Source organism: Geodermatophilus sp. CPCC 205506, assembly GCF_051383635.1.
In the GTDB taxonomy this organism is placed as follows: domain Bacteria; phylum Actinomycetota; class Actinomycetes; order Mycobacteriales; family Geodermatophilaceae; genus Geodermatophilus.
Genome location: NZ_JALPKP010000004.1, coordinates 138,881 through 162,209, shown reverse-complemented (window position 1 = coordinate 162,209; position 23,329 = coordinate 138,881). Strand labels below are relative to the sequence as shown.

The following is a 23,329-nucleotide window of genomic DNA, read 5'->3' as shown; positions in this document are numbered from 1 at the left end:
CGCGACTTCCCGATGCTGGTCGACCTGTACCTGCAGGGCCGCTTCGACCTCGACGCCTTCGTCTCGGAGACCATCGGCATCGACGACGTCGAGTCCGCCTTCGAGAAGATGCACCACGGCGACGTGCTGCGGTCGGTCGTGGTCTTCAAGTGACGGCGAGGATCGACAAGACCGTCGTCAGCGGGGTCTTCAGCCTCGACGGTCAGGACTTCGACGTCGACAACAACGTCTGGCTGGTCGGCGACGACAGCGAGGTGCTCGTCATCGACGCCCCGCACGACGCCGAGCCGATCGTCGAAGCGATCGGCGGGCGGACGGTCAAGGCGATCGTGCTCACCCACGGGCACAACGACCACATCACCGCCGCGGTCGACCTCCGCGAGGCCACCGGCGCGCCGATCTGGTTCAACCCGGCCGACCGGATGCTCTGGGACGTCGTCCACCCCGACGCGGCCCCCGACTCCGAGCTGGCCGAGGGCACCCGCTTCGAGGTGGCCGGGACGACGCTGACGGCGCTGCACACCCCCGGCCACTCGCCGGGCAGCACCTGCCTGCACGCGCCCGACCTCAACACGGTGTTCACCGGGGACACGCTGTTCTGCGGCGGCCCCGGCGCCACCGGGCGCTCCTACAGCGACAAGCCGACGATCCTGAGCTCGATCCGGTCGCGGTTGCTCACGCTGCAGGGCGACACCGTGGTGAAGACCGGCCACGGCGACGACACCACCGTCGCCGCCGAGGTCGACAACATCAACTGAGGTTCAGGCGACCGGCACACGGCGCTGGGCGGAGGCGAAGCCCAGCCACGTGTGCCGGTTGCCGGCCCAGCACCAGCCGACCTTGGGCGCGTCCCGCCGCTCGCGGCCGTCGCGGCCGGTCCCGTTGCTGAGCCAGAGCGCCGGCGTCCGGGCGTCGAGCGTGCCGTTCGGCCTGCGCCGCCGGGAGCCGATCGTCATGAAGCAGTGGTTGCGGTCGAGGACCTCGGGGGCCTGCAGGACCCACTGCACGCCCTCCCCGAGGGTCAGCGGCGCCCGGCCGGCACCGGTGACCGCCGGCAGGGCCTCGTCCGGGCTCCAGTTCGCCATGGCGTCCCCGCGGTCGAGCCCCTCGACGAGGTAGACCGGGCCAGGGGGCAGGTCCACGTCCGCGATGGGGGCGAACGCGTCGACGTCGGTCATGTCGCCGACGACGAAGCCGCGGCGGCCCCGCACCTCCAGCAACGGCGCCAGCGCCGAGGCGGGCGCCCGGTCGGGGTGCAGGACGAGCAGCCCGCACCGGTCGCGCGCGGCCGCCACGACCTCGCGCAGGTCCGCGGCGGAGACCCCCGCGACCTCGTGCGCCCCGACGGCGACGAGCCGCTCGGCCTGGTCCGCGACGGAGGGCAGGGTGGTGAGGGCGACCGGCACGGACACCTCCGGATCGGCGGGGCACGGGCTGGGGGTCAACGCGCCGGCCGCCGTCCTGGTTCCCGGCCGTGACGACCCCTCGGACCGCGGAACGTGGGCACGGTCACCGTGGGGCGCCGCGGGAACGGAGCCCGCCCCGGTACCGTGGTCTGCGTGCCACGCGGTGACGGACGGCTGACGCACGACCTCGACCCCCACTCTCCCGGTCCCCAGGACGCCTGCGGCGTCTTCGGGGTCTGGGCGCCGGGGGAGGAGGTCGCGAAGCTGACCTACTTCGGTCTCTATGCCCTGCAGCACCGTGGTCAGGAGGCCGCCGGGATCGCGGTCTCCGACGGCGCCTCGGTGGTCGTCTACAAGGACCTCGGGCTGGTCAGCCAGGTCTTCGACGAGGCGACGCTGGGCAGCCTGCGCGGCCACCTCGCCGTCGGCCACACCCGGTACTCCACGACCGGCGCCTCGACGTGGGAGAACGCCCAGCCGACGTTCCGGACGACGGACGCCGGCACCGGCCTGGCACTGTGCCACAACGGCAACCTGGTGAACACCGCCGAGCTGGCCAGCCGGGCCGCCGACGCCGGTGTGCCGGGCGCCTTCGCCTCCACGACCGACTCCGACCTGGTGACGGCGCTGATCGCCGCCCGGCCGGACCTCTCGGTGGAGGCCGCGGCGATGGAGGTGCTGCCGCAGCTGCGCGGCGCCTTCAGCTTCACCTTCATGGACGAGAGCACGCTCTACGCCGCCCGCGACCCGCAGGGCGTGCGCCCGCTGGTGCTGGGCCGGCTGGAGCGCGGCTGGGTGGTCGCCAGCGAGACCGCGGCCCTGGACATCGTCGGCGCCTCCGTCGTGCGCGAGGTCGAGCCCGGTGAGCTCATCGCGATCGACGAGGACGGCCTGCGCAGCCAGCACTTCGCCGCGGCGCAGCCGAAGGGCTGCGTCTTCGAGTACGTCTACCTGGCCCGCCCCGACACCACGATCAGCGGCCGCGGCGTGCACGCCGCCCGGGTGGAGATCGGCCGTCGGCTGGCCAAGGAGCACCCGGCCGACGCCGACCTGGTGATCCCCGTCCCCGAGTCCGGCACCCCCGCCGCGGTCGGGTACGCCGAGGCCTCCGGCATCCCCTACGGCCTGGGCCTGGTCAAGAACTCCTACGTCGGCCGCACGTTCATCCAGCCGTCGCAGACCATCCGGCAGCTCGGCATCCGGCTCAAGCTCAACCCGCTGCGCGACGTCATCCGCGGAAAGCGGCTGGTCGTCGTCGACGACTCGATCGTGCGCGGCAACACCCAGCGGGCCCTGATCCGCATGCTGCGCGAGTCCGGCGCCCTCGAGGTGCACGTGCGGATCTCCTCGCCGCCGGTGAAGTGGCCCTGCTTCTACGGCATCGACTTCGCCAGCCGCGCCGAGCTCATCGCCAACGGCCTGGACGTCGACGGTGTGCGCGCCTCGATCAACGCCGACTCGCTGGGCTACGTCTCCGAGCAGGGCCTGATCGCGGCCACCGAGCAGCCGGTCAACCGGCTGTGCACCGCCTGCTTCACCGGCCAGTACCCGATCTCCCTCGGGGAGAGCGAGGTGCTGGGCAAGCACGTGCTCGAGGGCATCGAGCGACGGGTCGACGGCACCCGCGCGGTCAGCGGCTGGACCGGCCAGCAGGCCGGCAGCGCCACCGTGCCCGGTGGTGCCGACGACGCGCTCACCCGCCCGTGAGCCCAGCCGTGGACGGCGAGTTCACCTACGCCGCCTCCGGCGTCGACATCGACGCAGGCGAGCGGGCCGTCACGCTCATGCGGACGGCGGTCGAGAAGACCAACCGGCCCGAGGTCGTGGGCGGCCTCGGCGGGTTCGCCGGCCTGTTCGCCCTCGACACGACCACGTACCGGCGTCCGCTGCTGGCCTCCTCGACCGACGGGGTGGGCACCAAGATCGCCGTGGCCCGCGCGCTGGACCGGCACGACACCGTCGGCATCGACCTGGTCGCGATGGTCGTGGACGACCTGGTCGCCTGCGGGGCCGAGCCGCTGTTCCTCCAGGACTACGTCGCCTGCGGCCGGGTGGTTCCCGAGCGGATCGCCGCGATCGTCACCGGCATCGCCACCGGCTGCACGCAGGCCGGCGCGGCCCTGGTCGGCGGCGAGACCGCCGAGCACGGGGACCTCATGGCGCCCGACGACTACGACCTCGCCGCGACCGCGGTGGGCGTCGTGGAGGCCGACGCGGTGCTGGGCCCCGAGCGGGTGCGCGACGGCGACGTCGTCGTGGCGATGGCGTCCTCCGGGTTCCACTCCAACGGCTACTCGCTGGTGCGGAAGGTGGTCGCCGCCGCGGGCCTGGACCTGGCCGCGACGCCGACCGGGCTGGACCGGCCGCTGGGCGAGGAGCTGCTCGAGCCCACCCGCATCTACGCGCTGGACTGCCTGGCGCTGGTCGCCGAGTTCGGCGTCGAGGGCGTGCACGCCTACGCGCACATCACCGGCGGCGGGCTGGCGGGCAACACCGCCCGCGTCGTCCCGGACGGGCTGGCCGCGGTGCTCGACCGCGGCACGTGGGCGCTGCCGGCCGCCGTCTCGCTGCTCGAGGAGCACGGCGTGCCCCGCGCGGAGTCCGAGCGGGCGTTCAACTGCGGCGTCGGGATGGTCGCCGTCGTCGCCCCCGAGGCCGCTGACGGCGTCGTGGCCACCCTCACCGGTCGCGGCGTGCCCGCCTGGGCCGCCGGCACCGTGGGCCCCCGCAGCGGGGACGCCGCCGCCTCCCTGGTCGGCTCCTACCGCTGAGAGAGGACCCCGTCCTCACGCCTCGCACGCTCGGCGCGAGCCTCGGGACGTGGCCACGTGGACGGCTGAGGACGTGCGACGACACCGCGGCTCCCCGGAGGGAGTCGCGGTGTCGTCGCGTCAGACCGCGCGCGTCAGGCGCGGATCAACGGCTGGCTGCCCAGTCGTCGTCCGTGTCGTCGTCCGCCCAGCGGTCGGTGTACTCGTCGTCGTCCTCGTCGTCGTCGGTCGCCCGGTGAGGAGCGGTGTACGACGTCGATGGTGAACCGGCCAGCTCGCGCTGGAGCGCGGAGAGGTCGGTGTTCGGTGAGCTGTACTTGAGCTCACGGGCCACGCGTGTCTGCTTGGCCTTCGCTCGGCCGCGCCCCATCGGCTCGACCCCCTCGTTACGGAGTACGGGAGCCCAGCTCCGGGCTGGACGGCCCGCGTGGCGACCCCGACTGAGTGATTGTGTCTCCAGCGAGCTTACGACACGGATCGACGGCGGGCACGGGTCTCCCCCCGCTGTCCCTCGTCAGGGGGCCGCGAGCGCCGCCGGACTCGTCCGTCCGGGTGTCAGCGGGTCGACCCGGCCCGTGCCTGGTCGGTGGCCGCTCGCGGCCCGGGCACCGTTGCGCCGGCCGTGTCGGACCCGGCGAGTCCCAGCTGGGTGAGGAGGTCCAGCTGGTCGTAGTAGAAGTGGTGCTCCACCGCCACGCCGCCCCGCACGGTGACGATGTCGCACTCGCGGACCCGGATGGCCTTGCCCGTGGCGGGCAGCTCACCTTCCGGTGAGGTGAGCGTCGCCGTGTGCGTCCCGACGATGTAGCCCTCGTCGATGGCGGTGTCGCCGCTCTCGAACTGCCGGCCGTTCTCCCACGACATGTCCGGGAACCCGCGGCGGAAGCCCAACAGGTAGTCGGTGATCGCGTCGGCGCCCTCGAGCCGGGGTCCCTCCGGCCGGTCGGCGACCGCGTCGGGTGCGTACAGCGCGCGCAGGGCATCGGCGTCCCCGCGCACGATCGCCTCGGTCATGCGGTCCGCGATCTCGCGTGCCTGTCCCATGACGACCTCCTCAGCCGTCCGGGCGCCCCCGTCCACATCGACGGCGAGGCGCCGGGCGCCGTCGCGAGCAGCGCGTCCCGGGCCGGGCCCGCGCCTGCGGCGGGACCGCGCCCAGCCTCGTGGGTCCCCCGTGCCGGGGCCAGGGGCGAACGGCCCCGGCGCTCAGCGCGGCAGCCGGATCTGGGCCAGCCGGCCCACCGACCGAATCCGCTCCTCCGCGAGCCGGTCGGCGGCGACGGCGGGGGAGACGCCCTGCTCCTCGGCGGTGCGGAACACCCGGAGGGCGACGTCGAAGATGCCGGCGGCCCGGGCCTCGGCGCGGGGGAACGAGAAGCCGTGCCGCTCGTCCTCGACCTGGATCACCCCGCCGGCGTTGACCAGGTAGTCGGGCGCGTAGAGGATGCCGCGCCGCGTGAGCTGGTCGGGGATGCCGTCGTGGGCCAGCTGGTTGTTCGCCCCGCCGCAGACGACCTCGGCCTCGAGCACCGCGACCGTCTCGTCGTCGAGGGCGCCGCCGAGCGCGCAGGGGGCGTAGACGTCGGACGGCGTGCGCACCAGCGTCGCGGTGTCGGCGACGGCGTCCACGGCCGGGTGGCGGGCCTGCACCCGCTCCACGGCGCCGGCGTCGACGTCGGTGACGACCACGTCGGCGCCGTCCTCGACGAGCCGGTCGACCAGCCAGCTGCCCACCTTGCCGACGCCGGCCACCGCGACGGTCCGCCCGGCCAGCGACGGCTTGCCCCAGCGGTGCTGCGCGGCGGCCCGCATGCCCTGGAAGACGCCGAAGGCGGTGAGCACCGAGGAGTCGCCGCAGCCGCCGTTGGCCTCCGACCGGCCGTGCGCGAAGCGGGTCTCGCGGGCGACGACGTCGAGATCGGCGTTGTAGGTGCCGACGTCGCACGCGGTCAGGTAGCGGCCGCCCAGGGCCTCGACGAAGCGGCCGTAGGCGCGCAGCAGCGCCTCGGTCTTGTCGGTGTGCGGGTCGCCGATGATGACCGCCTTGCCGCCGCCGAGGTCCAGCCCGGCGAGGCTGTTCTTGTAGGCCATCGCCCTGGACAGGGCGAGGGCGTCGGCGACCGCGGCCTCCTCGCTGGGGTAGGGGTAGAAGCGCGTCCCGCCCAGCGCCGGCCCGAGCGCGGTGGAGTAGATCGCGATGATCGCGCGGAGCCCGGACCCGGGGTCGGAGCAGAAGACGACCTGTTCGTGCCCGGAGCCGAGAACGTCCACGCGGCGAGCCTAGATCGGGGTCCGTCGCCCGGGGCCCGGGACGCAGGCCTCCCGCCCGGCCCCGCCGGCGGGCGGGCATGATCCTGGGATCGCACACCCCGACGGCTCCCGGGGGTCGACCATGGCTGCTCCCCAGCGACTGCTGGCTCTCGCCGTCGCCGCGCCGCTGCTGCTGGTCGCCTGCTCGAGCGACGACGGCAGCGGGGGCGCCACCGAGGACAGCGGGGACCGCGACCTCACGATCTCGGTGGTCACCCACGGCTCGGCCGGAGACGCCTTCTGGGACGTCGTGCAGAACGGTGCCGACGCCGCCGGCGAGGACCTCGGCGTCTCCGTGGACTACCAGGGCGACGGCGACCCCCAGCGCCAGTCGCAGCTCGTCGACGCCGCGGTCAACCAGGACGTCGACGGCCTGGTCGTCTCGATGGCCAACCCCGACGCGCTGCACGACTCCATCGCCGCCGCCGTCGAGGCCGGGATCCCGGTGGTCACGATCAACTCCGGCGGGGAGCGGTCGGCGGAGTTCGGCGCGATCGGCCACGTCGGCCAGGACGAGGCGATCGCCGGCCGCGGCGCTGGCCGGCGGCTGGCCGCCGACGGGGCGCACGACGTGCTCTGCGTGGTCCACGAGGCCGGCAACGTCGGGCTGGAGCAGCGGTGCGCCGGCGCGGCCGAGGGCCTGGGCCGGGAGCCGGTCCTCCTGGAGGTGGACATCAACGACCTGGAGACGGCGCGGTCGGCGATCACCTCGCAGCTGCAGACCGACGCGGGCATCGACGGCGTCCTCACGCTGAACTCCGCCGTCGCCGCGGTGGCCGTCGCCGCAGCCTCCGACGCGGGGTCCGACGCGCAGATCGCCACCTTCGACCTGAACCAGGACGTCATCCGCGGCATCCAGGCCGGGGACATCTCCTTCGCCGTCGACCAGCAGCAGTACGAGCAGGGCTACCTGCCGATCGTGATGCTCACGCTCTACGCGGAGAACCTCAACACCGTCGGCGGCGGCCGGCCGGTCCTCACCGGGCCGGGCATCGTCGACGCCTCGAACGTCGACGCGATCGCCGACCTCGCCTCCGCCGGTACCCGCTGAGCGCGTGTGCCCCGCCACACCGCCGGCGGCGCCGGGGTGGCCTGCCGAGAAACCCGCTCGCCTGCCCTCAAGGTCACCCCTCGGGGTGACGAGAACTGAAGGGACAGGAGGGGAGCGGGCGCTCCCGTGAGCAACGGTGTGACAACCGTGCCGCGTGTTGCCTTTGTTACTCGATGTGACGATGCGACGCTGCGCCAGCCCCCACGCACCCCTCTTCCCCAGGGAGCGACATGCTGCACTGCCGTGCCCGCCGACGCGGAGCGGAGGCCTCTCCGGCCGCCGCGCGCCGCTCTCGGACGCGCGCCACCGCGGTGCGGGCCCTGCTCGCCGGAGCGGTGACCGGAGCCGTCCTGTTCGGCTCGGCCGCGCCCGCCGGTGCGGTCCCCGCGCCGCCGCCCAACCCCACCGACAGCGACCTCGGGCAGGCGCAGTCCGCGCAGGACGCCGCGGCCGCCGAGGTGGGCCGGATCGCCGCGCTGGTCGCCACCGCCGAGGGGGAGCTCGAGCGGGTGGGTCACCAGGCCGAAGCCGCCGGCGTCGCCTACCTCGTCGCCGAGGAGGCCCTCGTCACCGCGCAGGCCGAGGCGGAGCGGACGGCGGCGGAGCTGCAGGTCGCCGCCGCGGCCGTCGACGCCGCCCTGTCCCGGATCGCCGGCTTCTCCCGCGACAGCTACATGAACGGCAGCTCGCTCTCCACCGCTGCGGTGCTGCTCGACGCCGAGGGGCCGGCCGAGCTGGTCCAGCGCGCCGCCATGCTCGACTTCGTCTCCGCCAACCAGGTCGACGTCCTCGGCCAGCTCGAGGTCGCCCGCGTGCAGCAGGCCAACGCCGACTCCAGCGCCCGCGCCGCCCGCGACCAGATGGCCGCCGCCGAGGCCGAGGCCGAGGCGGCCAAGGCCGCCGCGGACAGCCAGCTGGCCGCTCAGCAGGCCGCCTACGACCAGGTCGCCGCGCAGAAGGCCAGCTACGACCAGCAGCTGCAGGCCGCGCAGATCCGGCTGCTGGAGCTGCAGGGCGCGCGGAACGCCTACCAGCAGTGGGAGCAGCAGAAGGCCGCCGAGGAAGCCGCCGCCGCCGAGGCCGCCCGTCGCGCGGCCGCCGAGGCCGCCGCTGCCGCAGCCGCCGCCCGCAACACCGTCGAGCGGGAGTCCTCCTCCGGGCAGTCCTCGTCGAGCAGCGGAGCCTCCGGGGGCTCGGGCCCGTACGTGAAGCCGACCTCCGGCCGGACGTCGAGCTGCTACGGCTTCCGCTGGGGCACCCTGCACGGCGGCGTCGACATCGCCGCGCCCATCGGGACTCCGGTCTACGCAGCACACTCCGGCGTGGTCCAGCGGGCCGGGACGGCCACCGGCTTCGGCTACGCGGTCTACATCCGCGGGGACGACGGCGCGATCACCGTCTACGGCCACGTCAACCGCTACTTCGTGAGCGCCGGCGAGCGGGTCTCGGCCGGCGAGGAGATCGCCGAGGTGGGCAACCGCGGCCAGTCCACCGGCCCGCACCTGCACTTCGAGGTGCACCCCGGCGGGGCGCTGCACGGCGGTCAGATCGACCCGGTGCCGTGGCTGCGGGCCCGCGGGGTCACCGTCGGCGGCTGCTGACGAAGGCCCCCTGCAGGGTCCCGCCGCGAGCCTGCGAGCGGTGGGGGCAGGGGGTCCTTTCCCTAGCTCGTCGGCGCCGGGGTGCTGAGGGCGCAGTTCTGGACGACGTAGGTGGTCAGGTTCGTCTGGGCCTGGCCGAGCTCCGCGGTCACCTGGGCCTCGGCGTCGTTGAACTGCTGCTGGCCCTCCGGCGTGTTGAGGTCCAGGCCGGCGGCGGTGTCGGCGAGCCGGCGCAGGGCGTCGAGGATGCCGTTCCAGTCCGGCGCGATGTCCGCCGGCGGCTCCACCGTCTCCAGCGTGGAGATCACCTCGGGCAGCCGCGCGGCCACCTCCGCGTCGGTGGCGGTGCCGAGGGTGGACTCGAGCTGCCCGAACGCCGTCGTCACCTGGGAACAGAACTCGGCGGCGGCCGGGTCGGGCGCGGCGGTCCCGCTCGGGTCGGCGGACGAGGAGGTCGCCGGGCTCGACGACGTCGCGCTGGAGGTGGCCGCCGGCTCGTCGTCCCCGGAACCGCCGCAGGCGGTGAGCAGGACGGCGGCAGCGGCTCCGGCGACGGCCGTGCGGAACAGGGTCGCGGGCTTTCGCATGGCGGCACGCTAGCCGGTACCCGCGCCCGGGCGGGGAGGCGTCACCGATCGGCCCGCGTCCGCTCCTCGCTCGTTCCCCGCCGGTGCTCCCGCGGCCGACGTCCGGCACCGCTAGCGTGCCGGTCGTGCAGATCCCGGCCGACCCGCGCGTCTCGTGGGACCTCCCGGCGCCCGGCGCCATGCCCCGCACGGCCGACCTCGAGCCGCTGGTGACCCGCGTGCTGGCGCCCAACCCCTCCCCGATGACCCTCGACGGGACCAACACCTACGTGGTGGGCGCGCCCGGCAGCGGGCAGGCCGCGCTCGTCGACCCCGGCCCGGACGACCCGGCCCACCTGGCCGCGGTGGAGGCCGCGCTGGCCGAGCGGGGCGCCCGCTGCGTCGCCGTGCTCGTCACCCACCACCACGGCGACCACGCCGAGGCCGCGCTGCCGTGGGGCGCCCGCCTCGGCGCGCAGGTGGCCGCCGCGGGCCCGCGGGTGGCGGGGCCGGGTGGGAGGGTGCTCGAGCCCGGGCAGCGGCTGACCCTCGCCGGGACGACGGTCGGTGTCGTCCCCACGCCCGGGCACACCGCCGACCACCTGGCCTTCCGGCTGGAGTCGGGCGCGGTGCTGGTCGGCGACCACGTGCTGGGCCGGGGGACGTCGGTGGTGACCCACCCCGAGGGCGACGTGCTGGCCTACCTGGAGTCGCTGCGCCGGGTGCACGACCTGGGGCCGAGCGCGCTGTACTGCGGCCACGGCCCGGAGCTCACCGAGGACCCCGGCGCGGTTCTCGACTTCTACCTGGCGCACCGGGCGATGCGGGAGGAGCAGCTGCTGGCCGCGCTGCGGACGGGGCCGCGGACGGTGGACGAGCTGGTGGCCGAGGTCTACGCGGCGGTGCCCCGCGAGGTGTGGCCGGCCGCCGCGCAGTCGACCCGCGCCACCCTGGACAAGCTGCTGGCCGAGGGGCGCGTCGAGGGCCGGCTCGACGGGCCGGTGCGGTTGGCGTGAGCGGGGTCGCCGTCGTCCGGGCCGCGGACAGCGAGCGCGACCAGCGCCGCGCGGCGGCGGCGCTGGCCGCCGCCGGCCTGCGTGCCGGCGACCGGCTGCTGGTGTCGGCCGCGTCCTCGCCGGAGCTGCTGGCCGTCGTCCTGGGCGCGCTGCGCACCGGCGTCGTCCCCGTGGTGCTCGACCCCGCGCTCCCCGCCGCCGAGCGGGCCGCGCTCGCCGAGGACGCCGACCCGCGGCTGGACCTCGGCGCCGAGCCGGCGCGGCTGCTGACCGGCACCGCGGAGGGCGAGGTCGCCGAGGCGCCGCTGGCCCGGCCGATGCACTACACCTCCGGGACGACCGGACGGCGCAAGGGCGTGTGGTCCGGCGTGCTGGCCGAGGACGACGCCCGCGCGCTGGCCGCCGAGGAGATCGACCTGTGGGGCTTCGGCCCGGGCGACCGGCACCTGGTGCTGTCCCCGCTGCACCACTCCGCGCCGCTGCGGTTCGCCGTCCACACGCTGCTGGCCGGCGGGGAGGTGCTGCTCCCCGGGCCGTTCGACGCCGCCCGCGCGGCGGAGGCGATCGGCGCGCTGCGGCCCACGACCACGTTCTGCGTGCCCACCCACCTGCACCGCCTCCTCGGGGGCCGAAGTGGCCACCATGGCCCCTCCGAGACCGTCGACTGGTCGTCGTTCCGGCGGCTCGTGCACGCCGGCGCGCCCTGCCCCGCGCCGCTGAAGCGGGCGGTGCTCGCCGCGCTGCCCGAGGGCGCGGTCTGGGAGTTCTACGGCTCGACCGAGGCGCAGTTCACCGTCTGCTCGCCGGAGGACTGGCTGGCGCACCCCGGCAGCGTCGGCCGGGCCCGTCCGGGCCGGCGGCTGGAGACCGACGAGCGCGGCCAGCTGTGGTGCGCGGTGCCGCGGTGGGCGCGGTTCGAGTACTGGCGGGCGCCGGAGAAGACCGCCGCGGCCTGGCGCGGGGACCTCGTCACCGTCGGCGACCTCGGCCGGGTGGACGACGACGGCGTCGTGTGGCTGGACGGCCGCCGCGAGGACCTGGTGATCTCCGGCGGGGTGAACGTCTACCCGGCCGAGGTGGAGGCCGTCCTCGACGCGCACCCCGGGGTGGTGGAGAGCGCGGTCGTGGGCGTGCCCGACGAGCAGTGGGGGCAGCGGGTGGTCGCCGCCTACGTGGGCGATGCGGACCCCGGCGAGCTCGATTCCTGGGCGCGGGAGCGGCTGAGCCCGGCCAAGCGCCCCAAGAGCCTCCACCGGGTGGCCGAGCTGCCGCGGACGTCGACCGGGAAGGTGCGCCGGCTCGACCTGCCGGAGCTCCTGGGCCTGTGACCACGCCGGAGTGGGACGTGGTCGTCGTGGGGGCGGGCACGTCGGGTGCCCCGCTGGCCGCCCGCCTCGCCGACACCGGCCGGCGGGTGCTGCTGCTGGAGGCCGGCGCCGACCACGCCCGGCCCGAGGACTTCCCCGCCGACTTCCGCGACGCCGCCCGGATGGGCGCCGCGGTGCCCGGCCACCCGGCGAACTGGGACCTCACCGGCGTCCTCACCGGAGAGCTGACGTTCCCGGTGCCGCGGGGGCGCGTCGTCGGCGGGTCGAGCGCCCTCAACGGCGGCTACTTCATCCGCGGCACGCCGGCGGACTTCGACGGCTGGGCCGCGGCCGGCAACGACCTGTGGTCCGCCGATCGGGTGCTGCCCGCCTTCGTGCGGCTGGAGGCCGACCGGGACTACGGGGACCGGCCCGGTCACGGCGCCGACGGCCCGGTGCCGGTCGGCCGGCTGCGCGGCGGCCACCCCCTGGTCGAGGCGTTCGGCGCGGCGACCGAGGAGCTCGGCTTCCCCGCGGAACCGGACAAGAACGCCGGCGCCGCGCCCGGCTGGGGGCCGATCCCGTTCAACGTGGTCCGCGGGGTGCGGACCAACACCGCGATGGCCTACCTGTCGCCGCGCCGCGGCTCCCCGGGGCTGACCGTGCGCGGCGGCGTGCACGTGCGGCGCGTCGTCGTCGAGTCGGGCCGGGCGGTGGGGGTGGAGACGGCGGACGGCGTCGTGCGGGCCGGCGAGGTGGTGCTCAGCGCCGGCGCCGTGGGCTCGCCGCAGCTGCTGCTGCTCTCCGGCATCGGGGCGGCCGACCAGCTGCGCGCCCTCGGCATCGCCGTGGTCGCCGACCTGCCCGGCGTCGGCGCCGACTGCACCGACCACCCCGACGTCTACCTCACGTACCGGCCGGCGCGGCGGCTGCCGATGCCGCGCGACCTGCCGCCGCTGCACAGCGTCCTCAACGCCACCTCGGACGGCGCGGCCACCCCCGGCGACCTCGAGGTGCTGCCCTGGCTCAAGCCGTTCAGCCGGGTGATGGTGGGCGGCAGCGCGGCGGGAGTGGGTGCCGTCCTGCGCCGGCCCGCGGCCACCCTCCGCGCGCTGCGCGGCACTTCGCTGCACCGGCTGCTGGACACCGCGCGGCGCCGCGACGACATGTTCCTCGGGGTGGCGCTGCAGCGGGAGGACAGCCGCGGCCGGCTGACGCTGACCTCGACCGACCCGGGCGTGCAGCCGCGGATCGAGTACCGCTACCTCACCGAGGAGTCCGACCGGCGGCGGATGCGGGAGGTGGTGCGGCTGGGCGCCGAGCTGCTGCGCACGCCGTCCATGGCCCCGCTGGTCGCCGAGCGGACCGGCCTGCCCGACGACGTCCTGGCCGACGACCGCGAGCTGGACCGCTGGATCGCCCGGCACCTGGCCACCGCCGTCCACCTCTCCGGCACCGCCCGGATGGGACCGGACGGCGACCCCGGGGCCGTGGTCGACCAGCACCTGCGGGTGCGCGGCGTCGAGGGGCTGCGGGTCGTGGACACCTCGGTCATGCCGCGGGTGACCTCGCGCGGGCCGGCCGCGACCGCGGTGATGCTCGGCGAGCGGGCCGCCGAGCTGATGAGCGGGGCCTGAGGGTCAGTTGCCGCCGTTCGGCGGCGGGGGCGGCGGCGGGGGTGCCGGCGGGGGTGCCGGCGGGGGTGCCGGCGGAGGCGGGCCCAGGGGGATGCCCGGCGGCGGGAAGAACACCGGCGGCTCCACCGACAGCACGGGGAACATCGCGTTCCGCCAGATGGGCGCGGCGAGGCCGCCGCCGAACCCGCCGACGTCCACGTTCGCCGTGGGGTTGAACAGCATCACGCTCCCGGCGTAGCGCGGCGTGTAGCCGACGAAGGCGACGGAGGACCGGTCCTGGGCGGTCCCGGTCTTGGTGGCGATCTGGTGACCGGGGATCGCCGCGCGCAGTCCCGTGCCGTACGGCAGCGTCGAGCCGCCGACGAGGATCTGGTTGAGCGTCGTGGCCACCGCCGGGGGGACGGCGTCGGGCGTGCAGGAGGCGCCGTTGCCCACCGGCGCGCCGTCCTCCCGGGTCAGCGGCTGCCCGGACCGGTCGAGCACGTCGACCACCGGTACCGGCGCGCACCGCGTGCCGTTCGCACCGAGGGTGGAGTAGGCACTGGCCAGCGCCAGCGGGCTGGTCGCCTCCGGACCCAGCGTGAAGGACCCGCGGTTCTGTGCCACGACCTGGTCGGCGACGGGGTCGAGGGAGAACAGGCCCATCCGCTGCGCCATGCGCACCGGGCCCTCGACGCTGCCGAGCTGGTCCTCCAGGGCCACGAAGTAGGTGTTGGAGGAGCGGACCAGCGCCTCCACCATGGTGAGTGTGGGCGGCAGGTCGCCGACGTTCTCGACCGTGTAGGGGTCGAAGCCGTTGCGGTACACGCGGGAGGTGTAGGGGCTCGACGTCGTGATGGTGTTCCAGGGCGGGATCCCGCGCTCAAGCGCGGATGCGGCCACGAACACCTTGTAGGTCGAGCCGGACCCCTTGCTGGCGGCCACGTTGAGGTTGACCGACTCCTGGGTCGGATCGGCCTCGTCGAAGCCGAAGACCCGGTTGGAGCTCATGGCCAGCACGTTGCCGGTGCCCGGCTCCACCACGGTGAAGACCGCGGCGACCGGGTCACCCAGGGGGAGGGCGGCGAGCACGGCAGCGTCGCCGGAGCGCTGCAGGTCCGGCCGGAGCGTGGTGCGGATGGTCAGGCCGCCGTCCTCCAGCCGGTCCTGGGGGATGCCCAGCGCCTGGGTCACGTGCCGCTGCACGAAGTCGCAGAAGAAGCCGCCGATCACGGCGTCGACGCAGCCGTTGGGCGGTGCCGGCGCCGGGGCGGTCTCCACGGGCAGCGCCGAGACCTCGGCCAGCTGCTGGTCGGTGATGTGCCCCTGGGCGTGCATGCGCTCGAGCACGACGTTGCGCCGTTGCCGGGCCTTCTCGGGGTCGGCCAGCGGGCTGTCGGTCGTCGGGGTCTGCACCAGGCCGGCCAGCATCGCCGCCTGCGGGAGGGTGAGGTCGGCGGCGTTGACGCCGAAGTACGTCTGCGCGGCGGCCTGCACGCCGTAGGCGCCCTCGCCGAAGTAGACGATGTTGAGGTAGCGGGTGAGGATCTCCGGCTTGCTGTACGTCTCCTCCAGTGCGATCGCCAGCCGGGCCTCGCGCAGCTTGCGGCCCAGGCTCTGCTCGGTGGCCGCCTGCCGGTCCTCGGGGGTGGTGGCGGTCTGCAGCAGCGTCTGCTTGACCAGCTGCTGGGTGATCGTCGACCCGCCCTCCTGCACCGCTCCGGCGGTCAGGTTCCGCATCAGGGCGCGCAGGGTGCCCTCGAGGTCCAGCCCGCCGTGCTCGTAGAAGCGCTCGTCCTCGATGTCGACCAGCGCCTGCTCCATGACGTCGGCGATCTGGTCGGCCCCCACCGGGGTCCGGTTGTTCCGGAAGAAGTAGGTGATCACCGAGCCGTCCGCGGCGAGCACGACGGTGTTGCCGGGCGGGGTGGCGTCGGTGAGCTCGACCGGCAGCGGCTCCAGGAGCGACGCCGACCTGCTGGCGGCCAGCCCGGGCCCGATGACCCAGGGCATGAGGACCGCGGAGACCAGGGCGCCGGTCAGCGGCAGGACCACCAGCAGCAGTCCGGCGGCGCGCCAACGGGGGTGGGGGCGGCGTTCTCTGACCGACCGTGCCATCTGCGACCTCGCCGAGGCCGGCCCACTCGGAGTGAGCGGGCGGGCGCGGTCCGATGATGACGTACGGAGGCGTTCCGGGACAGGGGAACCGTCGCGGTCCGTCGTCGCACACGCCCGGAGCGTCCCGGCGGCGCGCTGCCCGCAGCCGCCGGGACGCCGGAACCAGGAGCGGTCAGCGGACCGCGGGGATCTCCGACGTGGGAGCCGCCCAGGCGTCGGGGTGGCTGCGGCCGGTGTCGGCCACCCACCCGGTACCGGTGGCCGGTGCACCCGGAGCGCGGGAGGTGGTCGGGCGGGCGCTCAGGCTGACGATGAGGGCGAGCAGGGCGACGAGCCCGACGAGGACACCGCCGACAACCAGGAGCGTCGTGAACATGTACTGACGATATGAGGCGGACCGCTCCGTGCCACAGGGCCAGATCCGACCGACCGCAGCCGGCGATTGCACAGGATCTGCCGGACCCAGACCCGCTGGTCACACCCGTCACGGTCGGATCAGCACAGATGGGCAAGTGGTGCCCGACCGGGTAAGGGACGGTCGACGTCGGCGAAGGAGGACCCCGTGCCCGACCTGCCCCGGACGGCCGGACGCGCTGCCGCCGTCCCGCTCGGTGCCCTGGCCCGCCGGCGGCGCGGGAAGCCGATGCACCCTCGCGGTGTCGTGCTCGACGCCGTCCTCGAGCGGTCCGGCGGCCCGGACGGCTGGGGCGTGCCGTGGCTGGCCGCGACCGCGGAGCAGCGGGTCGTGGTCCGGGTGTCCCGGAGCGTGGGGCTGCCCGCGCCGCTCCCGGACGCGCTCGGCCTCGCCGTCCGAATCCCCGACGGGCCGGTGGACCTGCTGCTCTCCAGCGCCGGCCGCGGCCGGCGCACCCGGCGGCTGATCGTCCCCCGGCGGGACGCGGCGACCGTCTACTCCTCGATCATGGGCTACCGCTCCGCCGCCGGGACGCTGCTGCTCGCCGCGCTGCCGGAGGCGGGGACCGGCCCCCTCCCGTCGGAACCCGAGCCGCTGGCCGCCGCGGTCGCCGGGCGCCGTCCGGCGTTCACCCTCGCGGTGGCCCGGGGCGGCGGGCCGTGGCAGCCCTTCGCCCGGCTGCGGCTGCTCGGTCCGGTCGACGCGCTCGACCCCGACGTGCGCTTCGACGCGGTCCGGAACCCGCCGCCGGGGCTGGTGCCAGACGGCCCGATGGCCCGCTTCCGCGCGCCGGCCTACGCCGCGGCACGGCGGGAGCGCTCCCGGGCGCGCGGCCCCGGGCCGGGGCCGGCGCGGTGACCGCGACGGCGTCCCGCGGCGTCCCGGCCGAGCTGCTGGTGCACCTGCGCCGCGCCCGGGACCACATCGACCGGCACTTCGCCGACGACCTCGACCTGGACCGGCTGGCGCGGGTGGCCGGGGTGTCGAAGTACCACTTCGTGCGCTGCTTCGAGGCCGCCTACGGGGAGACGCCGATCCGCTACCTCACCCGGCGGCGGGTCGAGCGCGCCCAGGACCTGCTCCGCTCGGCGAACCTCACCGTGACCGAGATCTGCATGGCCGTCGGCTTCGCCAGCCTCGGCTCGTTCTCCTCCCGGTTCCGGCAGCTGGTGGGGGAGTCGCCGGTGGCCTACCGCGGCCGGTGGGCGGCCCGCGGCGGCGCGCACGTGCCCGGCTGCTTCCTGTTCATGCGCGGCGTGGTCGACGTCGCCGGGACGACCGGGTCGCGCTGAGCAATCTGGGAGAAGCCGGACGGCGCAGGCGCTCCCTACCGTCGTCGGCATGATCACCCACATCTCGCTGGTCACCGTCTACTGCCTCGACCAGACCAAGGCCCGGGACTTCTACGTCGACGTCCTGGGGTTCGAGCCGCGCACCGACCTCACCATGGGCGAGGGCTTCCGCTGGGTCACCGTCGCCCACCCCAGCCAGCCGGAGCTCGAGGTCACGCTGATGACGCCGGGCCCGCCGCTGGACGACGACGCCGCGGCGTTCGTCCGCGGCCAGCTGGAGAAGGGGTCGATGGGCGGGCTCGGGCTGGCCGTCGACGACTGCCGCGCGACCTACGAGGAGCTCTCGGCCAAGGGGGTGACCTTCCTGCAGGAGCCGGCCGAGCGGCCCTACGGCGTCGAGGCGGTGCTGCGCGACGAGTCGGGCAACTGGCTGGTCCTGGTCGAGCGCCGGGAGTTCAGCCCGGAGGACTTCCGCTGACCGGCGTCGCCTTCCGGACCGTCGCCAGCCCCTCGTCCAGCGCCGTCCACGGGTCCAGCCGGGCGCCGGCGGCCCGCTCGCGGCGGTCCTCGTCGGGGCCGAGCGCTTCGGCGATGGCGTCGGACAGCCGCCGGGCGAGGGGCTGCAGCGGCGGCCAGACGGCGACGCCGAGCTCACGGCGGGCCGCAGCCGCCGACCCGGCCAGCCGGGCGGCCATCGCCGGCTCACCGAGGGCCAGGGCGAGCGCGGCCAGCCCGTCGAGGCAGTAGGCCAGCCCCTCCAGGTCGCGCAGCTGCCGGTGCAGCTCGGCGGCCTCGGCCAGGCTGTCCCGCACGGTGGGCAGGTCGCCGGTCATCAGGGCGTCGAGGGCCAGCTGGTCGTGGAAGGCGGCGGCCAGGTGCTCGTCGCCGATCGTGCGGGCCAGGTCCAGCGCCTCGCGGTGCAGCCCGGTCGCCTCGGCCGGTGCGTCGCCCAACACGGCGACCGCACCCCGGAACAGCAGCGCGAACGCCACCGACCAGGTGTCGCCGCTGGCCCGCAGCGCCGCGACCGCCGCGTCGAGGGTCGGGGCGAGCTCGGCGTCGCCGGGCGGCAGGGTCATCGCCAGGCCGTTGAGCCCGTGGCCGAGCAGCCACTGGTCGCCGCGCGCCCGGGCGTCCTCGACCAGACGCTCCAGCAGCGGCCGGGCCTCCTCGACGCGGCCGAGGGCCACCCGCGTCGCGCCGCGCGCCCACAGCAGCAGACCGGCCAGGTCCGGCGGGAGGTGCGCGGCCGAGGGCAGGCCGGCGGTCCGCTCGGCGAGCTCCGCCATGACGGCGAGCAGCCCGCGCGCCCACCACCAGCGGGCCAGCGGCGCGGCCAGCCGGACGGCGAGCTCGGCGCGGTCGTGGTCCACCGCCCAGCGCAGGGCCGCCTCCAGGTCGGCGGCCTCGGCCTCCAGGCGGGCCAGCCAGAGCCCGTGCTCCGGGCCGGAGAGGCCGGCGCCGGCCTCGGCGCTCAGGTCGGCCAGGTGCATGGCCAGCCGCTCCCTGGTCGCCTCCTCCTCGCCCCGCTCGCGGAGCCGCTCGGCGGCGAAGGCGCGCACCAGTCCCAGCATCCGGAAGCGTGGCTCACCGGCGCCGGGGTCGCTGGAGGTGACCAGGCTGTGTGCGACGAGCTCCGAGAGGGTGTCGACGACGTCGAGGTCGTCGTCGCGGGCGCCGACCGCCTCCGCGGTGTCCAGCGTGCACCCACCGGCGCACACCGACAGCCGGGCCAGCAGCGCGCGCTCGGCCTCGCTGAGCAGGTCGTGGCTCCACGCGATGGTGTCCCGGAGGGTGCGCTGCCGGTCCGGCGCGTCGACGTCCACGGCGCGCAGGTCCAGCGCCCGGCCGAGCCGGCGCAGCAGCAGCGCGGGCGGGAGGGCGCGCACCCGCGCCGCGGCCAGCTCCACGGCCAGCGGCAGCCCGTCGAGCCGGCGCACCAGCTCGGCGACCGCCGCCGCGCTCTCCGGTGTCACGGCGAACGACGGCGCGGCCTGCTGCGCGCGGGCGACGAACAGCTCGACCGCGGGCGCCGCGCCGACCCGGTCGGGCCGCGCCTCACCGGCGTCGGGGACGGCGAGCGGGCCCAGCGGCACGTCGTGCTCGCCGCGCAGTCCGACCACCGAGCGGCTGGTGACCAGCAGCTGGGTGTGTGGGCAGCGGGCCAGCAGGGCCGCGGCCGACGGCGCGGCGTCCAGCACCTGCTCGGCGTTGTCGACCACGAGCAGCACGCGCAGCCCGGCCAGTCGCTCGGCGACCAGGTCCAGCAGCGGACGGCGTCCCTCCGCGGTCACCCCCAGCGCCGCGGCGACCGCGACCGGCACCTCCCGGGGGTCGCGCAGCGGCGCGAGGTCGATCCACCAGACGGCGTCCCGGTCGGGCACCACCCGCTCCGCGACGGCCAGCGCCAGCCGGGTCTTGCCGGTGCCGCCCGGCCCGGTGAGGGTGACCAGCCGCACCGCGGGGTCGGCGAGCATCCCGGTGACCAGCGCGAGCTCGGCCTCCCGGTCGACCATCGGCGTGGGCGGGGTGGGCAGCCAGCCGGAGGACAGGCCCGGGTGCGGCGCGTCCTTCTCGGCAAAGCGCTCGGTGAGCAGCACGGCGAGGTCGTCGGCCACCAGCTCGGCCAGCTGCTCGGGGTCCTCGTACGGCGTCGTCGAGGCCCCGCCCTCGGCCTGGATGCGGGTGATGAGCTCGGTCAGCCGCGGCTCCCGGCCGGGCGCGTCGCGGCGCAGGTAGAGCAGCCGCGGCATGCCCGCCGACAGCTCGAACTCGTCCTCCAGCCCCGAGATCGTCATCCCCGGCGCGGTCCACCCGTAGTGCTCGCCGTAGATGCCGACGAAGACGTCGCTCTGCGCCAGGTAGGCCCGGTAGAGGTCGCGCGGCGGGTGCGGCCGGGCACCGAGCTCGAAGAGGACGGGGGTCAGCCGCATCCGGGTCACCGCGGTCCGGACGGCGCGCCGCTCCTCGGCCAGCTCCTCGATCGTCGAGGAGACGAAGACGCGCAGCCGCTGGTCGGGGGTGGCGATCGGCGGCGGGACGTCGTCGGACGCCGGTTCCGGTCCGACCACGGACACCTCCCCGTCCGGCGCGGTCGGTGGCGCCCAGACCGGCGCTCCTCCCCGGAGTCTAGGGACGGCCCCGGGCTGCGGAAAGGCCGTGACAGCCCGCTGACCCGGTGGTTCGATTCGTCCGTCCGTCCGTCACCGTGCACGGGGGACCGAGGCGCACGGGAGGTCACTTTGGACGCCTCTGCCACGCACACTCCGACTCCGACCGCGCCGCCTCGCACTCTCCTGCCGGGCATTCGGGTGCTGCTGCTCGCCTTCAGCGTGCTCACCGCGCTGGCGGTGGTCGCGCTGTTCGTCCTGGCGCCGCAGACCGACGAGACCTTCGCCTGGACCATCCAGCCGCCGCTGACCGCGGCCTTCCTCGGCGCGGGCTACGCGGCCGGCTGCGTGCTGGTCGTGCTGTCCCTCCGCGACGGGGTCTGGGTGCGCACGCGGGTGCCGCTGCTGACCATCCTGGTCTTCGTCGTGATCACGCTGGCCTCGACGCTGCTGCACCTGGACCGGTTCCACTTCTCGGCCGAGTTCGCCGACCGGTCGATGATCGCGCAGGGCGCGGCCTGGTTCTGGCTGACCATCTACGTCGTCGTCCCCGTGGCGATGCTGGCGCTGCTGCTGCCGCAGGAGCGGACGGCCGGCACCGACCCGCCGCCGCGGCACCCGGTGCCGCGCGTGCTGCGCGGCCTGCTGGGGGTGGAGTCGGTGGTGCTGACCCTGGTCGGGGCGGCGCTGTACGCGGTCCCGTCGACGGCGACCACGCTGTGGCCGTGGCCGCTGACCCCGCTCACCGCCCGGGTGGTGGCCGCCTGGCTGGTCGCCTTCGGCGTCGCGACGGCGCTGGCGGCGCTGGCCGGCGACCTGGAGCGGCTGCGGACGGCGGCGATCGCCTACACCGTCTTCGGCGTCCTGGTGGCCGTGGCCGTGGCGCGCTTCGCCGGCACCGTCGAGTGGGCCGACCCGGCGGCGTGGGTGTTCACCGCGATGGTGGTCGCCGTGATCGGCACCGGAGCGGCCGGGTGGCGGCTCGCGCCGGTCCCGGCGCGGAGGCGGCATGGCTGAGGCGTACCCCGCGGCCCTGGTCGTCGTGTGCCGGGACGAGGCGCCCCGGCTGGCGACCGTCCGTGAGCTCAAGCGGCGCTACGGCGCCGACTACGTGATCATCTCCTGCATCCGCGCCGACGAGGTGCCGGGCGCGCTCGCCGCCTGGGGCGACCCGCCGGTCGCCGCCCTCCTCGGCGGGTTCGGGACGGAGGACCCCGACGGGCTCGCCGTGCTGCGGGCGCTGCACGGTCGCCACCCCGGCGCCCTGGCGGTCGCCCTGATCCGGTGGGGGGCCTGGGAGACGGCCCGCCCGATCTTCGAGGCGCTGACCCTCGGCCAGCTCGACCGGTGGGTCTACGCGCCCGAGGAGAAGGTCGACGAGGACTTCCACCGGGCGCTCACCGAGGTCCTCGACGAGTACTCCGCCCGGCAGGGCGGTGGTCGCGAGGCGGTGGTCATGATCGGCGAGCGCTGGGCACCCCGGTCCCAGCACCTGCGCGACCAGATGAACCGCAACCGGATCCCGCTCGGCTTCTACGAGGCGGGCACCCCGAGGGGCCAGGCGCTGCTCGAGGGTCTGGGGCTGGAGTCGCCGCGGCTGCCGGTGGTGGTCATGCGGTTCCACCCCGAGCGCCCCGTGCTGCAGGACCCCACCGACCTCGAGGTGGCCGAGGCGTTCGGCCTGTTCGAGCCGCTGGACCCCGACGCCGTCTACGACGTCGTGGTGGTCGGCTCGGGACCGGCGGGGCTGGGCGCCAGCGTCTACGCCGCCTCGGAGGGCCTCTCCACGCTGGTCGTCGAGGCCGAGGCGGTGGGCGGGCAGGCGGGGACCAGCTCGATGATCCGCAACTACCCGGGTTTCCCGACCGGGATCACCGGCAACCGGCTGGCCTTCAACTCCTACCAGCAGGCCTGGGCGTTCGGCAGCACCTTCCACTTCATGCGCTACGCCAAGGAGCTGCGCACCGAGGACGGGTTGATCCGCGTCGGTCTCAGCGACGGGACGACGGTGTGCGGGCGGACGGTCATCCTGGCCCTCGGCGCGAGTTGGCGGCGCATCGGCGTCCCGGAGCTGGAGGAGCTGGTCGGCCGCGGCGTCTTCTACGGAGCCGCGGTCAGCGAGGCCCCGGCCATGCGCGGGCGGCACGTCTTCGTCGTCGGCGGCGGCAACTCCGCCGGCCAGGCGGCGGTGCACCTCTCCCGGTACGCCGACCGGGTCACGGTGCTCGTCCGACGGGGCGGGCTGGCCGAGACGATGTCGGACTACCTGATCCGCGAGCTGGAGGCGATCCCGAACATCGACGTCCGGCCGCGGGCGCAGGTGGTCGGCGGGCGCGGCACCGAGTTCCTCGAGTCCTTCACCGTGCGCGACCTCGACTCCGGCGAGGAGACCGAGGAGGCCGGCGTCCTGTTCCTGCTGATCGGCAGCGAGCCGCGCACCGACTGGCTGGCCGGCACGCTCGCCCGCGACCGGTGGGGGTTCCTGCGCACCGGCACCGCGGTGACCGCGCCGGACGCCGACCCGCCCTGGACCCTGGAGCGGTCACCGGCGCTGCTGGAGACGAGCGCGCCCGGCGTCTTCGCGGCCGGGGACGTGCGCTCGGGGTCGGTGAAGCGGGTCGCCTCGGCCGTGGGGGAGGGGGCGCTGGCCATCACCCTGGTGCACGCGCACCTGGCGTCGATGCACCTGACCCCTTCGGGTGGAGGCGCGCACCGAGGGTGACGTCACGGGTTCGGCGTCCGCATGATGG

General features: G+C 75.6%; 21 protein-coding genes. 13 read left to right on the top strand and 8 right to left on the bottom strand.

What is annotated here, in order from left to right; all coding sequences use genetic code 11:
• Positions 1-149: 149 nt before the first annotated feature.
• A complete protein-coding gene (locus MY520_RS04005) occupies positions 150-758 on the top strand; it encodes an MBL fold metallo-hydrolase (protein ID WP_436690321.1) in 609 nt (202 codons plus the stop codon).
• 3 nt (positions 759-761) lie between these two features.
• Here MY520_RS04005 and MY520_RS04000 read toward each other — a convergent pair whose 3' ends face one another.
• Positions 762-1,406 (bottom strand): DUF5701 family protein, encoded by a 645-nt coding sequence (locus tag MY520_RS04000; protein WP_436690319.1) that lies wholly within the window; start codon positions 1,404-1,406, stop codon positions 762-764.
• Between the two features lie 153 nt (positions 1,407-1,559).
• On the opposite strand from MY520_RS04000, the gene purF reads away from it, so the two are divergent.
• Positions 1,560-3,113, top strand: a complete 1,554-nt coding sequence (gene purF / locus MY520_RS03995) for an amidophosphoribosyltransferase (RefSeq protein WP_436690317.1) — start codon at positions 1,560-1,562, stop codon at positions 3,111-3,113.
• Positions 3,110-4,177, top strand: coding sequence for a phosphoribosylformylglycinamidine cyclo-ligase (gene purM, locus MY520_RS03990; protein WP_436690315.1), 1,068 nt, complete (start codon positions 3,110-3,112; stop codon positions 4,175-4,177). The genes purF and purM overlap by 4 nt, the downstream gene beginning before the upstream one ends.
• Before the next feature lie 145 nt (positions 4,178-4,322).
• On the opposite strand, the gene MY520_RS03985 is transcribed toward purM, so the two are convergent.
• The 3 genes from MY520_RS03985 to MY520_RS03975 form a co-directional block, all read right to left on the bottom strand.
• On the bottom strand, positions 4,323-4,547 hold the full coding sequence (locus MY520_RS03985; protein ID WP_436690313.1) for a DUF3073 domain-containing protein: 225 nt from the start codon (positions 4,545-4,547) through the stop codon (positions 4,323-4,325).
• A 185-nt stretch (positions 4,548-4,732) separates the two neighbouring features.
• Positions 4,733-5,221 carry an ester cyclase gene (locus tag MY520_RS03980; RefSeq protein WP_436690311.1) on the bottom strand — a complete coding sequence of 163 codons (489 nt, stop codon included), beginning with the start codon at positions 5,219-5,221 and terminating at the stop codon, positions 4,733-4,735.
• 162 nt (positions 5,222-5,383) lie between these two features.
• Complete coding sequence (locus tag MY520_RS03975) at positions 5,384-6,448, bottom strand: Glu/Leu/Phe/Val family dehydrogenase (RefSeq protein WP_436690309.1); 1,065 nt, start codon at positions 6,446-6,448, stop codon at positions 5,384-5,386.
• A gap of 121 nt (positions 6,449-6,569) precedes the next feature.
• Here MY520_RS03975 and MY520_RS03970 point away from each other — a divergent pair, with 121 nt between their 5' ends.
• Both MY520_RS03970 and MY520_RS03965 read left to right on the top strand, forming a co-directional pair.
• Positions 6,570-7,538: a sugar ABC transporter substrate-binding protein gene (locus MY520_RS03970; RefSeq protein WP_436690307.1), complete on the top strand. Its 969-nt coding sequence runs from the start codon at positions 6,570-6,572 to the stop codon at positions 7,536-7,538.
• Positions 7,539-7,873: 335 nt separating this feature from the next.
• Entirely contained in the window at positions 7,874-9,139 is a 1,266-nt protein-coding gene (locus MY520_RS03965) for a M23 family metallopeptidase (RefSeq protein WP_436690305.1), read from the top strand.
• Between the two features lie 62 nt (positions 9,140-9,201).
• On the opposite strand, the gene MY520_RS03960 is transcribed toward MY520_RS03965, so the two are convergent.
• Positions 9,202-9,726, bottom strand: a complete 525-nt coding sequence (locus tag MY520_RS03960; protein ID WP_436690303.1) for a hypothetical protein — start codon at positions 9,724-9,726, stop codon at positions 9,202-9,204.
• Positions 9,727-9,851: 125 nt separating this feature from the next.
• Here MY520_RS03960 and MY520_RS03955 point away from each other — a divergent pair, with 125 nt between their 5' ends.
• Genes MY520_RS03955 through MY520_RS03945 form a run of 3 tightly spaced genes read left to right on the top strand, consistent with a single transcriptional unit; the run spans position 9,852 to position 13,665 of the window.
• Positions 9,852-10,721, top strand: coding sequence for an MBL fold metallo-hydrolase (locus MY520_RS03955; protein ID WP_436690301.1), 870 nt, complete (start codon positions 9,852-9,854; stop codon positions 10,719-10,721).
• Positions 10,718-12,049, top strand: coding sequence for a class I adenylate-forming enzyme family protein (locus MY520_RS03950; protein ID WP_436690299.1), 1,332 nt, complete (start codon positions 10,718-10,720; stop codon positions 12,047-12,049). Before MY520_RS03955 ends, MY520_RS03950 begins: the two co-directional genes overlap by 4 nt.
• Positions 12,046-13,665 carry a GMC family oxidoreductase gene (locus tag MY520_RS03945; RefSeq protein WP_436690297.1) on the top strand — a complete coding sequence of 540 codons (1,620 nt, stop codon included), beginning with the start codon at positions 12,046-12,048 and terminating at the stop codon, positions 13,663-13,665. Before MY520_RS03950 ends, MY520_RS03945 begins: the two co-directional genes overlap by 4 nt.
• Positions 13,666-13,668: 3 nt before the next feature.
• On the opposite strand, the gene MY520_RS03940 is transcribed toward MY520_RS03945, so the two are convergent.
• Both MY520_RS03940 and MY520_RS03935 read right to left on the bottom strand, forming a co-directional pair.
• On the bottom strand, positions 13,669-15,762 hold the full coding sequence (locus tag MY520_RS03940) for a transglycosylase domain-containing protein (RefSeq protein WP_436690295.1): 2,094 nt from the start codon (positions 15,760-15,762) through the stop codon (positions 13,669-13,671).
• Positions 15,763-15,934: 172 nt separating this feature from the next.
• Positions 15,935-16,138, bottom strand: a complete 204-nt coding sequence (locus tag MY520_RS03935) for a hypothetical protein (RefSeq protein WP_436690293.1) — start codon at positions 16,136-16,138, stop codon at positions 15,935-15,937.
• A gap of 186 nt (positions 16,139-16,324) precedes the next feature.
• Here MY520_RS03935 and MY520_RS03930 point away from each other — a divergent pair, with 186 nt between their 5' ends.
• From MY520_RS03930 to MY520_RS03920, 3 genes are read left to right on the top strand one after another with little or no spacing between them, the layout of a single operon-like run.
• A complete protein-coding gene (locus tag MY520_RS03930) occupies positions 16,325-17,035 on the top strand; it encodes a phosphodiesterase (RefSeq protein WP_436690291.1) in 711 nt (236 codons plus the stop codon).
• Complete coding sequence (locus MY520_RS03925; RefSeq protein WP_436690289.1) at positions 17,032-17,469, top strand: helix-turn-helix domain-containing protein; 438 nt, start codon at positions 17,032-17,034, stop codon at positions 17,467-17,469. Before MY520_RS03930 ends, MY520_RS03925 begins: the two co-directional genes overlap by 4 nt.
• A 49-nt stretch (positions 17,470-17,518) precedes the next feature.
• A complete protein-coding gene (locus MY520_RS03920) occupies positions 17,519-17,947 on the top strand; it encodes a VOC family protein (RefSeq protein WP_436690287.1) in 429 nt (142 codons plus the stop codon).
• On the opposite strand, the gene MY520_RS03915 is transcribed toward MY520_RS03920, so the two are convergent.
• Positions 17,925-20,540, bottom strand: coding sequence for an ATP-binding protein (locus MY520_RS03915; RefSeq protein ID WP_436690285.1), 2,616 nt, complete (start codon positions 20,538-20,540; stop codon positions 17,925-17,927). The genes MY520_RS03920 and MY520_RS03915 overlap by 23 nt on opposite strands.
• 240 nt (positions 20,541-20,780) lie before the next feature.
• Between MY520_RS03915 and MY520_RS03910 the strand changes: the two genes are divergently transcribed.
• Positions 20,781-21,596, top strand: coding sequence for a hypothetical protein (locus MY520_RS03910; RefSeq protein ID WP_436690283.1), 816 nt, complete (start codon positions 20,781-20,783; stop codon positions 21,594-21,596).
• A complete protein-coding gene (locus MY520_RS03905) occupies positions 21,589-23,301 on the top strand; it encodes an FAD-dependent oxidoreductase (RefSeq protein ID WP_436690281.1) in 1,713 nt (570 codons plus the stop codon). Before MY520_RS03910 ends, MY520_RS03905 begins: the two co-directional genes overlap by 8 nt.
• Positions 23,302-23,329: the final 28 nt, after the last annotated feature.